13 protein-coding genes and 1 pseudogene are annotated in these 12,861 nt (G+C 74.0%); 6 read left to right on the top strand and 8 right to left on the bottom strand.

Annotated elements, in window-relative coordinates; genetic code table 11:
• Positions 1–8: 8 nt before the first annotated feature.
• Positions 9–953: a PTS sugar transporter subunit IIA gene (locus tag G5V58_RS25865; protein ID WP_230487128.1), complete on the top strand. Its 945-nt coding sequence runs from the start codon at positions 9–11 to the stop codon at positions 951–953.
• A 6-nt stretch (positions 954–959) separates the two neighbouring features.
• On the opposite strand, the gene G5V58_RS06305 is transcribed toward G5V58_RS25865, so the two are convergent.
• The 5 genes from G5V58_RS06305 to G5V58_RS06285 all read right to left on the bottom strand — a co-directional run bounded on the left by G5V58_RS06305 (position 960) and on the right by G5V58_RS06285 (position 6,557).
• Entirely contained in the window at positions 960–1,895 is a 936-nt protein-coding gene (locus G5V58_RS06305) for a bifunctional riboflavin kinase/FAD synthetase (protein WP_165229948.1), read from the bottom strand.
• Positions 1,896–1,912: 17 nt separating this feature from the next.
• On the bottom strand, positions 1,913–2,779 hold the full coding sequence (gene truB / locus G5V58_RS06300) for a tRNA pseudouridine(55) synthase TruB (protein ID WP_165229945.1): 867 nt from the start codon (positions 2,777–2,779) through the stop codon (positions 1,913–1,915).
• On the bottom strand, positions 2,769–3,251 hold the full coding sequence (gene rbfA, locus G5V58_RS06295; RefSeq protein WP_165229942.1) for a 30S ribosome-binding factor RbfA: 483 nt from the start codon (positions 3,249–3,251) through the stop codon (positions 2,769–2,771). Before rbfA ends, truB begins: the two co-directional genes overlap by 11 nt.
• Before the next feature lie 89 nt (positions 3,252–3,340).
• A complete protein-coding gene (gene infB / locus G5V58_RS06290) occupies positions 3,341–6,190 on the bottom strand; it encodes a translation initiation factor IF-2 (protein WP_165229939.1) in 2,850 nt (949 codons plus the stop codon).
• An 88-nt stretch (positions 6,191–6,278) separates the two neighbouring features.
• On the bottom strand, positions 6,279–6,557 hold the full coding sequence (locus G5V58_RS06285; RefSeq protein WP_230487127.1) for a YlxR family protein: 279 nt from the start codon (positions 6,555–6,557) through the stop codon (positions 6,279–6,281).
• A gap of 129 nt (positions 6,558–6,686) precedes the next feature.
• Here G5V58_RS06285 and G5V58_RS06280 point away from each other — a divergent pair, with 129 nt between their 5' ends.
• From G5V58_RS06280 to G5V58_RS26340, 5 genes and pseudogenes are all read left to right on the top strand, one after another.
• On the top strand, positions 6,687–7,490 hold the full coding sequence (locus G5V58_RS06280) for a glycoside hydrolase family 16 protein (protein WP_165229933.1): 804 nt from the start codon (positions 6,687–6,689) through the stop codon (positions 7,488–7,490).
• The gene (locus G5V58_RS06275) at positions 7,487–8,080 is read left to right on the top strand and encodes a histidine phosphatase family protein (protein WP_165229930.1); all 594 of its coding nucleotides are present in this window, start codon (positions 7,487–7,489) and stop codon (positions 8,078–8,080) included. The genes G5V58_RS06280 and G5V58_RS06275 overlap by 4 nt, the downstream gene beginning before the upstream one ends.
• Positions 8,077–8,661: a histidine phosphatase family protein gene (locus G5V58_RS06270; RefSeq protein WP_165229927.1), complete on the top strand. Its 585-nt coding sequence runs from the start codon at positions 8,077–8,079 to the stop codon at positions 8,659–8,661. Before G5V58_RS06275 ends, G5V58_RS06270 begins: the two co-directional genes overlap by 4 nt.
• A 10-nt stretch (positions 8,662–8,671) precedes the next feature.
• Positions 8,672–9,343, top strand: a pseudogene (locus G5V58_RS26345) (aminotransferase class V-fold PLP-dependent enzyme); the annotation flags it as partial.
• Between the two features lie 154 nt (positions 9,344–9,497).
• Positions 9,498–10,409, top strand: a complete 912-nt coding sequence (locus G5V58_RS26340; RefSeq protein WP_268991261.1) for an aminotransferase class V-fold PLP-dependent enzyme — start codon at positions 9,498–9,500, stop codon at positions 10,407–10,409.
• 84 nt (positions 10,410–10,493) lie between these two features.
• Here G5V58_RS26340 and G5V58_RS06260 read toward each other — a convergent pair whose 3' ends face one another.
• From G5V58_RS06260 to rimP, 3 genes are all read right to left on the bottom strand, one after another.
• Positions 10,494–10,859, bottom strand: coding sequence for an acyl-CoA thioester hydrolase/BAAT C-terminal domain-containing protein (locus G5V58_RS06260; RefSeq protein ID WP_268991260.1), 366 nt, complete (start codon positions 10,857–10,859; stop codon positions 10,494–10,496).
• Positions 10,860–11,257: 398 nt separating this feature from the next.
• On the bottom strand, positions 11,258–12,235 hold the full coding sequence (gene nusA, locus G5V58_RS06255; protein ID WP_165229924.1) for a transcription termination factor NusA: 978 nt from the start codon (positions 12,233–12,235) through the stop codon (positions 11,258–11,260).
• A gap of 2 nt (positions 12,236–12,237) precedes the next feature.
• The gene (rimP, locus tag G5V58_RS06250; RefSeq protein WP_165229921.1) at positions 12,238–12,765 is read right to left on the bottom strand and encodes a ribosome maturation factor RimP; all 528 of its coding nucleotides are present in this window, start codon (positions 12,763–12,765) and stop codon (positions 12,238–12,240) included.
• Positions 12,766–12,861: the final 96 nt, after the last annotated feature.

Here is a 12,861-nt window from a genome sequence, read left to right as displayed (position 1 = left end):
GATGAGCCATGGCCGACGTGACCACAGCCGAGCTCGTCCTGCTCGACGCCGACCTCGGGGCGGACAAGGACGCCGTCATCCACGCCCTGGCCGACCACCTGGCCGCGGCCGGGCGCGCCTCCGACGCCGACCGGGTCGCCACCGACGCCCTGGCCCGCGAGGCCACCTCGGCCACCGGGCTCCAGGGCGGCCTGGCCATCCCGCACTGCCGGACCACCGGCGTCACCGAGCCGGCCCTGGTCTTCGCCCGACTCGCCGACCCGGTCGACTTCGGCGCCAAGGACGGCCCCGCCGACCTGGTCTTCCTCATCGCCGCGCCCGAGGGCGGCGGCGACGCCCACCTGCAGCTGCTGTCCCGGCTGGCCCAGTCGCTGGTGCGGCCGGCGTTCACCGACGCGCTGCGGGCCGCGGTCGGCGCGGAGGAGGCCGCCCGGCTGGTCGGCGCGGCGCTGGACGGCCAGCCCACCGCTCCCCCGCCCCCGGCGGTCCCACCGCCCGCACCCGAGCAGGGCGTCGTCACCGGCGCGCTGGTGACCCTGGACGCCGACCTCGGCGCCGACAAGCAGACCGTGGTCCGGGCCCTGGCCGCCCGCCTCGGCACCGCCGGTCGCTCGACCGACCCCGATCGGGTCGCGGCCGACGCCCTCACCCGCGAGGCCGCCGGCGCCACCGGCCTCAGCGGCGGGCTCGCCCTCCCGCACTGCCGCACCGCCGCCGTGAGCGAGCCGACCGTCGCCTTCGCCCGGCTGCGTCCGCCCGTCGACTTCGGGGCCAAGGACGGCCCGGCCGACCTGGTCTTCCTCATCGCCGCCCCCGCCGACGGCGGCCACGTGCACCTGCAGCTGCTCGCCAAGCTGGCCCAGTCGCTGGTCCGGCCGGAGTACGCCGCCGCGCTCCGCTCGGCCTCGAGCGAGCAGGAGGCGGCCGGGCTGGTCGCCGCGGCGCTGCGCTAGGTCCGCCTACGCGTCGAGGATGCCGCGGGCGTGCTCGACGTCGTCGGCCATCTGCACGATCAGCGCGTCGATGGAGTCGAAGGCGACCATGCCGCGCAGCCGGTCGACGAAGGCCACCTCGACCTCGACGCCGTAGAGCTCCAGGTCGGTGCGGTCGAGCACGTAGCTCTCCACCCGGCGCGCCCGCACGCCGTCGAACGTCGGGTTGGTGCCGACCGAGATCGCCGCCGGGAACCGCTCGCCGGTGTCGAGGCGGCGCAGCCACCCGGCGTACACCCCGTCGGCCGGTGCCGCGGTCAGGCCGTCGGTCGGGACGTTGGCCGTCGGGTAGCCGAGCTCCCGGCCGCGCTGGTCGCCCTGCACGACGATCCCGCGCACGGCGTACGGGTGCCCGAGGGCCTCGGCCGCGCCGGCCACGTCGCCGGCGGCCAGGCACGTGCGGATGTAGGTTGAGGACCACACCATCGGGCCGCCGTCGAGCGGGATGCCCTCGACGCCGAACCCGTGGTCGCGGCCGTACGCCGTGAGCATGGCCACGTCACCGGCCGCCTTGCTGCCGAACCGGAAGTTCGCGCCCACCACGACCGCGGCGGCGTGCACGGTGTCGACCAGCACCCGCTGGGCGAACTCCTCGGGCGCCCAGGAGGCCATGTCGGCGTCGAAGGGGAGGGCCAGCACGTGGTCGGCACCGGCCTCGGCCAGCAGCTCGGCCCGCCGCGGGATGGTGGTGAGCTGGGTCGGCGCGTGGTCGGGGCGCAGCACGGCCATCGGGTGCGGGTCGAAGGTCACCGCCACGACCGCCAGGCCGCGCTCGTCGGCGAGCTGCCGCGCCCGCGCGAGCACCCGACGGTGCCCGAGGTGGACGCCGTCGAAGTTGCCGATCACCACTGCGGTCGGCCCCAGGTCGGCCGGCACCTCGGCGAGCGAGCGCCAGATCTCCACGTCGGGAAGCCTAAGGCTCAGACGAAGACGGCCACCGGCCGGGCACGCCCGTCGCGCGGCTCGTAGAGCGCGAGGAAGGTCCCGCCGGGGGCGAAGACCGCACTCAGACCGCCGAGGGCGAGGTCGAGCGACCGCCCGACCCGGACGTCACCGGCCTGGGCGTCGTCGAGGTCGACGGCCGGGAACGCCGCCCGCGCGGCCGCCGCGATGGGCAGCACCGCGAAGTCGTCGGCCAGCTCGTCGAGGGTGCGGGCCACGTCGAGCCCGTAGGGGCCGACGGCGGTCCGGCGCAGCGCGGTCAGGTGCCCGCCGACGCCCAGGGCGGACCCCACGTCGCGGGCGATGGCCCGGACGTAGGTCCCGCTCGTGCAGCGCAGGCTGACGTCGGCCTCGACCGTCTCCGGCCCGAGTCGCACGTCGTGGACGACCAGCTCGCGCACGGTCACCGGTCGCGGCTCGAGGACCACGTCCTCGCCGGCGCGGACGCGCGCGTAGGCGCGCTGGCCGTCGACCTTGATGGCCGAGACGGCGGTCGGCACCTGCAGCAGGTCGCCGGTCTGCTGGGCGAGGGCCGCCCGGATGGCCTCCTCGCTCAGCCCGGCGGTCGGTGCGGTGGCGACGACCTCGCCCTCGGCGTCGTCGGTGGTGGTGGCCACCCCGAGCCGCACCGTGGCGTCGTAGGCCTTGTCGGTGAGCATGAGGTGGCCCAGCAACCGGGTGGCCCGGTCCACGCCGAGCACAAGCACACCGGTGGCCATCGGGTCGAGGGTGCCGGCGTGGCCGACCTTGCGGGTGCCGGCCAGCCGCCGCACGCGCGCGACCACGTCGTGCGAGGTCAGCCCGCCCGGCTTGTCGACGACGACCAGACCGGGCTCAGTCGTCATCCTCGGCTTCGGAGTCGTCCTCGTCCTCATCGGCGGCCTCGCGCGGCTTCTTGTACGGGTCCTCCTCGCCGGCGTACGCCGAGCCGCGGCGCGCCGCGACCTCCTCGTCCAGGGCGCGGGCCTTGGCCAGCACCTCGTCGAGGTGGCGCGCCGTCTCCGGCAGCGCGTCGGCCACGAACTCCAGCGTCGGCACGTGGCGCATGCCGAGCTGCTTGCCGACCTCGGAGCGGATCAGCCCCTTGCCGGACTCCAGCGCCGCCGCGGTCGCGGCCAGCGCGGCCTCGTCGCTCTCGCCGCCGACGGCGCCGGCGAGCACGGTGTAGAAGACCGTGGCGTGCTGGGTGTCGCCGGTGACGCGGACGTCGGTCACCGTCACGAACCCCAGCCGCGGGTCCTTCATCCGCCGTTCGAGCATCTCGGCGACGATCTGCTGGATGCGGTCCGCGATCTTCCTGACCCGGGGGTTGGGCATGTCCTCTTCCTACTCCTGCGCCGAGCCGGCCCCACCCCGGGGTGGGGCGGAGCCGGCTCTGGTGGTGGTGCTGGGCGGGTGACCGGCGGTCAGCCGCGCGGGATCTCGCGCATCTCGAAGGCCTCCACGACGTCGCCCTCGCGGATGTCCTGGAAGTTGCGCAGGACCAGACCGCACTCGAAGCCCTCGCGGACCTCGGAGGCGTCGTCCTTCTCCCGCTTGAGAGAGGCCAGGTCGAGGTTGTCGGCCACGACGTTGCCGTCGCGGACCACCCGCACCTTGGCGTTGCGGCGGATGACCCCGCTGGTGACCATGCAGCCGGCGATGTTGCCGATCCGGCTGGAGCGGAAGATCGCGCGGATCTCCGCCTGGCCGAGGGTCGACTCCTCGTACTCCGGCTTGAGCATGCCCTTGAGGGCCGCCTCGATCTCGTCGATGGCCTGGTAGATCACCGAGTAGTACCGGATCTCCACGCCCTCGCGCTCGGCCAGCTCCGTCGCCTTGCCCTGCGGGCGGACGTTGAAGCCGATGATGATCGCGTCGGAGGCCGCGGCCAGGTCGACGTTGGTCTCGGTGATCGCACCGACACCGCGGTCGATGACGCGGATGCCCACGTCGTCGCCCACGTCGAGCTGGGCCAGGGCGTCCTCGAGCGCCTCGACCGAACCGGAGACGTCGCCCTTGAGGATCAGGTTGAGCTCCTGGTTCTCGGCGCCCTTCTCCATCGAGGCCATGAAGTCCTCGAGGGTGCGGCGCACGCGACGCTTGGCCTGCATGGCCGCCCGCTCGCGCGACTCGCGCTTCTCGGCGATCTGACGCGCCATCCGGTCGTCCTCGACCACGATGAACGTCTGACCGGCACCGGGCACGGCCGTGAGGCCGAGCACCATCGCCGGACGACCAGGGTCGGCCGCCTCGATGTTCTGGCCGTACTCGTCGAGCATCGCCCGCACGCGGCCGTAGCCGGCGCCGGCGACGATCGAGTCGCCCACGCGCAGCGTGCCGCGCTGGACCAGGACGGTGGCCACGGGACCACGACCGCGGTCGAGGTGGGCCTCGACCACGATGCCCTGGGCGTCCTGCGTCGGGTTGGCCCGCAGGTCCAGCGACGCGTCGGCGGTGAGCACGATCGCCTCGAGCAGCTTGTCGAGGTTGAGGTGCGACTTGGCCGAGACGTCGACGAACATCGCGTCGCCGCCGTACTCCTCGGGCACCAGGCCGTACTCGGTCAGCTGGCCGCGGACCTTGGTCGGGTCGGCGTCCGGCTTGTCGATCTTGTTGACCGCCACCACGATCGGCACCCCGGCGGCCTTGGCGTGGTTGAGCGCCTCGACCGTCTGCGGCATCACGCCGTCGTCCGCCGCGACCACGAGGACCGCGATGTCGGACTGCTGCGAGCCGCGGGCACGCATGGCGGTGAACGCCTCGTGACCCGGGGTGTCGATGAAGGTGATGCGCCGCTCGTTGCCGTCGACGTCCGCGGTGACCTGGTAGGCGCCGATGTGCTGGGTGATGCCACCGGCCTCTTTGTCCACCACGTTGGCGTCGCGCAGCGCGTCGAGCAGCTTGGTCTTGCCGTGGTCGACGTGACCCATGACCGTGACGACCGGGGGCCGCAGGACCAGGTCGGACTCGTCGCCCTCGTCCTCGCCGAACTCGATGTCGAAGGACTCGAGCAGCTCGCGGTCCTCGTCCTCGGGCGAGACGACCTCGACGTTGTAGTTGAGCTCCTCACCGAGCAGCTCGAGCACCGCGTCGTTGACCGACTCGGTCGCCGTGACCATCTCACCGAGGCTGAACAGCATCTGCACCAGCTGCGCGGCGTCGACGCCGATCCGCTCGGCGAAGTCGGTCAGGCTCGCGCCACGCGGCAGGCGGACGGTCTCGCCGTCGCCCTTGCGGACGCGCACGCCGCCGATCGTCGGGGCCTGCATGGCCTCGAACTCCTGACGACGCGCCCGCTTCGACTTGCGGCCACGGCGCGACGGGCCGCCCGGACGCCCGAAGGCACCCTGGGTCTGGCCACGCTGACCGGGACGGCCACCGCCACCGGGGCGACCGGCGAAGCCGCCGGGGCGACCCGGCGCACCCGCGCCGACACCGCCACCGGGGCCGCCACGGCCAGGAGCACCGGGGCGACCGGGGCCGCCGGGGCGACCGGGTCCACCCGGGCCACCGCGACCGGGGCCACCGGGACCACGGCCGCCGGGACCGGCGCCGAACGCGGCCGGGGACTTGGGCATCATCGCCGGGTTGGGGCGCGGCATGCCGGGACGACCACCGGGGGCCGGCGGGCGCGGCGGACGCTGCGCCTCGGCACCGTCGGCGGCGCCGGCCTCGGCCGGCGGACGCGGCGCGGGGCGCGAGCCCATGCCCTGGCTGGACGCGAACGGGTTGTTGCCCGGGCGCGGGGAGCCGGGGCGGCCGACCGGGCGCGGGGCCGGCGGCTTGGGAGCCGTCGACGAGGGCGACGGCGAGGCCGACGCGGCGGGAGCCTCCGGCTCGGCCGGCGGCTCCGGGGTCTCGGTGCGCTCGGGGCGCGACGGGGCACCCGGCGGGCGCGGCGTCGCGGTCGGTGCCGCGGGCGCGGCCGGGGCGGAGGTCGCCTCGGGGGCGGCCGGAGCCTCGACGACGACGGCGCCGTTCGACGTGCCGTTCGACGCGCCGTTGGAGGCCGCGGGCTCGTCAGCGGACGGGGCGGCCGCCTTCTTCGCCGGCGCGGCCTTCTTGGCGGCCGGCTTCTCCTCGGCGGCGGGCGCGGAGGTGGCGGCAGCCTTCAGCTGCTCGCCGTACTCCTTCTCGAACCGCTTCTCGACGGGGAGCTCGACGGTGGAAGAGGGCGACTTGACGAACTCGCCCATCTCCTTGAGCTTCTCGAGAACGAACTTGCTCTCGACGTTGTACTTCTTCGCGAGTTCGTGAACTCGGGTCTTGGCCACGTTTCTCCTTGACTGGCCACCAGACCCGGTCCGGGTGCTGGCAGCGCTAGTGGTGGTGCAAACTCATCGGGAGTGACTCATCGAGTGCTCATGAGCTGCTGCTCCAGCCTTCTTCTCGCTGATGATCGGTCTGTGTCTCGTGCGGTGCTGCGTGCGGCGGGCCGGTGACGTACTCGCGCACCGCCACGCTCTCCAGCCCTCCCGGACCACTCCAACGGAGGGCTCGGCCGAAGGCCTTCTTGCGCACGGCGAGCTCGTAGCACTCGGTCGTGGGGTGCAGGTGCGCCCCCCGCCCGGGTGCGGTTCCCTGCGGATCGGGCACGACGGCCGGGCGGCCGTGCGCATCCGAGCCGACGGTCACCCGCACCAGCTCACGCTTGGCGGCTCGGGATCGACATCCGACACAGGTCCGGACCGGTTCGCTCGCCACCAAGGGTCAACCCTACCGCTCCTGCGGTCGTTCCCCGAACCCACCGGGCGGCACTACCGTCGGCCCATGGCCGCCGGCGCTGCTGACGCTCCCGCTGGACCGGGGTGGTTCGAGGACCGCTTCACCGGTCCCGGACTCGACCCCGAGACCTGGCTCCCGAACTACCTGCCGGCCTGGTCGTCGGCGGCGCAGACGCGCGCGAGCCACCGGTTGGAGAACGCCGCGCTGGTCCTCGACATTCCGCCCGAGCACCCGCTGTGGTGCGAGGGCGACCACGACCCTCCGCTGCGGGTGTCCGGCCTGCAGTCGGGCAGCTGGTCCGGCCCGGCGGGCTCGACCCGGGGCCAGCAGCGGTTCCGCGAGGGACAGGTGGTGCGCGAGGAGCAGGCGCGGTTCGAGGGGTGGCTCCCCCGCTCCGGGCGGGTCGAGGTGTCGGCCCGCATGGACCTCTCCCCGCGCTCGATGGCCGCGCTGTGGCTGAGCGGGTTCGAGGACGACGAGGCCCAGGAGCAGTGCGGCGAGCTCTGCGTCTTCGAGGTGTTCGGCCGCGACCTCGGCCCCGTCGACGAGCCGTCCGCGGAGGTCGGCGTGGGCATCAAGGCCTTCCGCGACCCCGCCCTGACCCAGGACTTCGCCGCACCGCGGGTGTCGATCGACGTGGTCGAGCCGCACGTGTACGCCGTGGACTGGGACGCCGACGAGGCGGTCTTCACCGTGGACGGCACCGTGCTGCGCCGCTGTGCCCGGCCCCCGACGTACCCGCTCCAGCTGATGCTGGCCGTCTTCGACTTCCCGCACTGGTCCACCGGCGACGACGACCACCTGGTGCCACGGCTCGTCGTGGACCGGATCGCCGGGACCCGACCGTGAGCGCGCTGCAGTGCCCGACCACGCTGGTCGTCGCCCGGCACGGCGAGGCGGCGTACGAGTCCGCGCTCTGGGGCGACCACGGCGGCAGCCTCACCGCCCTGGGCCGCCGGCAGGCGACGCAGCTGGGCGAGTCGCTGCGCGGTCGGCGCATCGCCCACGTCTGGTGCAGCACGATGGCCCGCGCGGTGCAGACCGCCGAGCTGGCCGCCGCGGTCCTCGGCGTCGAGGTGACCACCCGCGAGGGGCTGCGGGAGTTCGGGGTCGGCGAGCACGCCGGCGTGCCGCGCGCCGAGGACCCGTTCGTCGAGACCTACCTCGGGTGGCGCGAGGGCCGCGTCGACACCCGTGTGCCCGGCGGCGAGACCGGCCGGGAGATCGCCGAGCGCGTGACGGCCGTCCTGCGCGAGGTCGCCGACGCCCACCCGGGCGAGACGGTGCTGGTGGTCTCGCACGGCGGCGCGATCGGCCTCGGGGTCCCGGCCGCGGCCCGGCTGCTGGTGGAGCAGCGGAGGCTCGGCAACGGCGACACCGTCGAGGTGACCGCCGACGCCGAGGGGTGGGCGTGCACCCGGTGGGGACCGGACGCATGAGGACGGCGGTCGTGGTGGCCCGGCACGGCGAGGCGGAGTACGAGCGCTCGGAGTGGGACGACGAGGGCGGCTCGCTCACCGAGCTCGGGCGGCGTCAGGCGGCCGCGCTGGCGGACTCGCTCGCCGACCGCGGGATCACCCACGTGTGGACCTCGACCCTGTCCCGCGCCGTGCAGACCGGCGAGATCGTCGCGGCCCGGCTGGGTGTCGCGGTCACCACCCGGATCGACCTGCGCGAGGTCGAGTCCGGCTCGCTGGAGGAGCACGTCGGCGTCGAGGAGTGGGTCGCGGTCTGGGACCGCTGGATGGCCGGCGACCTCGAGCCCGGCGTGCCCGGCGGCGAGACCGGCCACCAGGTCGCGGCCCGGTTCGGCGCGGTGCTGCGGGAGGTGGCCGGGGCCCGCCCGGGCGAGACCTCGCTCGTCGTCGCCCACGGCGGGATCATCCGGATCGGGGTGCCGGTGCTGGCCCGGATGGACGTCGAGCGCGCACCGCTGGACAACTGCGACACCGTCGAGCTGGTCGTCGACGCCGACGGCTGGGTCTGCACGAGCTACGGCCCGCCGTCCCGGGAGGGCTAGGGTCCGGCGCATGGGTGCAGTTCCACCGCGTGACCCTGCCCTCGAGGACCCCCCGATCCTGCGGCGGGTCCGCGAGTCGGTGATCGGCGACGACCAGCTGATGCACGGGCCGTTCGGCCCGCGGCGGGTGACCTACGCCGACTACACCGCGAGCGGGCGGGCGCTGTCCTTCATCGAGGACTTCATCCGCGACGAGGTGCTGCCGCGCTACGCCAACACCCACACCGAGAGCAGCGGCACCGGGCTGCAGACGACCCGGCTGCGCGAGGACGCGCGGGCGCAGATCCACCGGTCCGTGGGCGGCGACGACGACACCGTGGTGATCTTCTGCGGCAGCGGGACGACCGCCGCCATCGACAAGCTGGTCGGGATCCTCGGGATCCGGCTGCCCGCCGACCTGGACCGGCGCCACCGCCTCTCGGCCGCGATCGCGCCGCACGAGCGACCGGTCGTCTTCATCGGCCCCTACGAGCACCACTCCAACGAGCTGCCCTGGCGCGAGTCCCTGGCCGACGTGGTCACCATCCACGAGGACGCCGACGGGCACGTGGACCAGGCGCAGCTGGCCGCCGAGCTGGAGCGGTACGCCGACCGCCCGCTCAAGGTCGGCGCGTTCTCGGCCGCCTCCAACGTCACCGGGATCGTCACCGACACCCACGCCATCACCCGGCTCCTGCACGAGCACGGCGCGCTGGCCCTGTGGGACTTCGCCGCCTGCGCGCCGTACGTCGAGATCGAGATGAATCCGCCCGGCGACCCGCTGGCCCGCAAGGACGCGGTGTTCCTCTCCCCCTCACAAGTTCATCGGAGGCCCCGGGACGCCCGGCGTCCTGGCCGTGAGCCGACGGCTGCTGACCAACTCGGTGCCCGACGTGGTCGGCGGCGGGACGGTGTCCTACGTCAACCCGACCGAGCACCGCTACGTCACCGACCCCGCCCACCGGGAGGAGGGCGGCACCCCGGCCATCGTGGAGTCGATCCGCGCCGGGCTGGTCTTCGCGCTCAAGGACGCGGTCGGCGTGGCGACGATCCGCGCGCACGAGGAGGACTTCCTGCGCCGCGCGGTCACCGCGTGGGCCGACCACCCGGCCATCGAGGTGCTCGGCAACCCGGACGCCGAGCGGCTCTCGATCGTCTCCTTCGTGATCCGCCGCCCCGGCGGCCGGTACCTCCACCACAACCTGGTGGTCTCGGTCCTCAACGACCTGTTCGGCATCCAGAGCCGCGGCGGCTGCTCGTGCGCCGGCCCCTACGGCCACCGGCTGCTCGGCATCGACCTGGACCGTTCGCACGAGTTCGAGCGCGAGATCGCCGGCGGCTGCGAGGGCATCAAGCCGGGCTGGGTCCGCATCAACTTCAACTACTTCCTCAGCGAGGCGGTCTTCGAGTACGTCGTGCGCGCGGTCGCGCTCGTCGCCGACCACGGCCACCGGCTCGCGCCGCAGTACGCCTTCGACCCCGCCACCGGCCTCTGGCAGCACCGCGCGGGCCCGGTCGAGCCCCCGCTGCGCCTCACCCACCTCTCCTACGACGAGGACGGCGTGCTGACCTACCCGCGTCGCCACGACACCGCGCCCGAGTCCGCGCTGGCCGGTCACCTCGCCGAGGCCGAGGCGCTGTTCGCGTCGCTGCCCGAGATCGAGGACGACGGCTCGGAGCGGGTCAGCGAGGACTTCGAGCACCTGCGCTGGTTCGACCTCCCGGCCGTCTGCCTCGAGCCGACCGCCGCGCCCGCCTCCCGCTTGTAACGCTCAGTTACGGGATCTTCCGACCCGTTCGAACGGGTCGGAAGATCCCGTAACTGAGCGTTACAAGCGGCGGGCGGGGGCGGCTCAGGCGGCGAGCAGCTCCTCGAGGTGCGGCCAGACCAGCGCGCCGAGGGCGGCGTCGGCCTCGGGCGTGCCGCCGTGGACCAGGTGCGACGGCGGGGCCGGCTGCTCCCCCGGCAGCACGACCCGGTGACCGGCGCGGGGGTGGGTGACCAGCTCGGTGCGGCGCCCGGCCGCGGCCCGGCGGTCCACGATGTGCTCGGCGAAGTCGCACGACGGCCAGAGCCGGTCGTCGCCGCCGGCCACGAGCAGCACCTCGCCGTCGATGCGCTCCACGGGGATGCGGGCGGCGGGCACGCGGTCGGCGTGGGTCTCCAGGGACTGCTCGTACATCCCCACGAACTCGACCGGGTCGGTGTCCGGGACCACCCGTCGTCGTACGGCACGAAGGAGAGCGGCTCCCCGCCGCGGGTGAACGACGAGCGCTGCGGTCGCTCCTGGCTCAGCGCCGCCCAGACCACGTCGGGCCCGGAGACCGCGACCACGGCGTCGATCTCGGGGTGCAGCGCGCCCAGCAGCAGCGCGGCCTCGGCGCCCTTGGACGTGCCCAGCACCACCAGCCGCCCGCAGCGCTCGTGCAGCGCCGACAGCGGCTCCTCGAACGACTCGAGGGGGACGCGGTCGACGCTCTCGCCGAACCAGCGGTACGACGCCGCGGTGGCGCCGAACGCGGAGGCCAGCACGTCGCAGCGGGCGGACTCGACCCGGCCGCTGGAGCCCGAGAGCACCAGCACGCCGGTCGGACCGTCCCCCGTGACGTGCACGACTCAGGCCTCGACGGGCGCCTCGTCGGACCGGATGTCGATGCGCCAGCCGGTGAGGCGGGCGGCGAGGCGGGCGTTCTGGCCCTCCTTGCCGATGGCCAGCGAGAGCTGGAAGTCGGGCACGATGACGCGCGCCGAGCGGGCCTCGAGGTCGACGACCTCGACCGCGTTGACCCGGGCCGGCGACAGCGCGTGGGCCACCAGCTCGGCCGGGTCGTCGGACCAGTCGACGATGTCGATCTTCTCGCCGTGCAGCTCCGACATCACGTTGCGGACCCGCTGGCCCATCGGGCCGATGCAGGCGCCCTTGGCGTTGACGCCCGGGGTGTTGGACTTCACCGCGATCTTGGTGCGGTGGCCGGCCTCGCGGGCGATGGCGGCGATCTCCACGGTGCCGTCGGCGATCTCGGGCACCTCGAGCGCGAACAGCTTCTTGACCAGGTTGGGGTGGCTGCGCGACAGCGTGATCTGCGGGCCGCGCATCCCCTTGCGCACCGAGAAGACCAGGCACTTGATCCGCGTGCCGTGCTGGTAGGTCTCGCCCGGCACCCGCTCGGCCACCGGCAGCATCGCCTCGAGCTTGCCCAGGTCGACGAGGACGTCGTCGGGGTTGCGGCCCTGCTGGATGACACCGGAGATGATGTCGCCCTCCTTCCCGGAGAACTCGCCGAACCGGATGTCGTCCTCGGCGTCGCGCAGCCGCTGCAGCATGATCTGCTTCGCGGTCGTCGCGGCAATCCGGCCGAACCCCTCGGGGGTGTCGTCGAACTCGCCGACCTTCGCGCCCTCCTCGTCGAGCTCGGCGGCCAGCACCGTGACGTGGCCCGACTTGCGGTCCAGGACCACGCGGGCCTGCTCGGCCGCGCCCGGCGTCTTCTGGTACGCCGTCAGGAGGGCCTGCTCGATGGCCTCCACGAGCACGTCGAAGGAGATCTCCTTCTCGCGCTCCAGGCTCCGCAGGATGGTGAGGTCGATGTCCATGGTCAGTCCTCTTCGTCTGCCGCGACCGAGCCGTCGTCGGGCTCGTCGTCCGGCTCGTCGGCGGTCTTGCGGTTGAACTCGATCTGGACCAGCGCCTTGCTCACGTCCGCGTAGGCCACCGCGCGCGAGGTGCCGTCGACGTCCAGGGTCGCGGCGCTCTCGTCGGAGCCGACGATCCGCCCGGTCACGCTCTGGCCGTCGGTGGTGGTGACCTTGACCAGCCGGTCGGCGTTGCGACGCCAGTGCCGGGGCAGGGTCAGCGGGCGGTCGACGCCGCGGGAGGTCACCTCGAGCGTGTAGGCCTGCTCGCCCATGACGTCGCTGGCGTCGAGCACCTCGGAGATCGTGCGGGTGGCGTCGGCGACGTGGTCGAGGGTCACCCCGTCGTCGCCGTCGACGGCGATCCGCAGCACCCGGCGCTTGCCGGCCGGCGTCAGCTCGACCGCCTCGACGTCCAGCCCGAGGGCAGCCAGAGGGGTCGCGAGCGCCTGCTCGATGCGGGCGGGGACGGTGTCCTGCGCGCTGGCCACGGCGGCGACCTCCTGTGTGCTGTTGTGCGGTGCGTGTGCGGTGCTGGTGTCCCTGTCCACGTTAGCGGACGTCGCCGCGGACCCGGCTAACCTCAG

Source organism: Nocardioides anomalus, assembly GCF_011046535.1.
Taxonomy (GTDB): Bacteria; Actinomycetota; Actinomycetes; order Propionibacteriales; family Nocardioidaceae; genus Nocardioides; species Nocardioides anomalus.
Note: the sequence above shows the minus strand (reverse complement) of the source record. Positions and strands in the feature narration are given on the sequence as shown.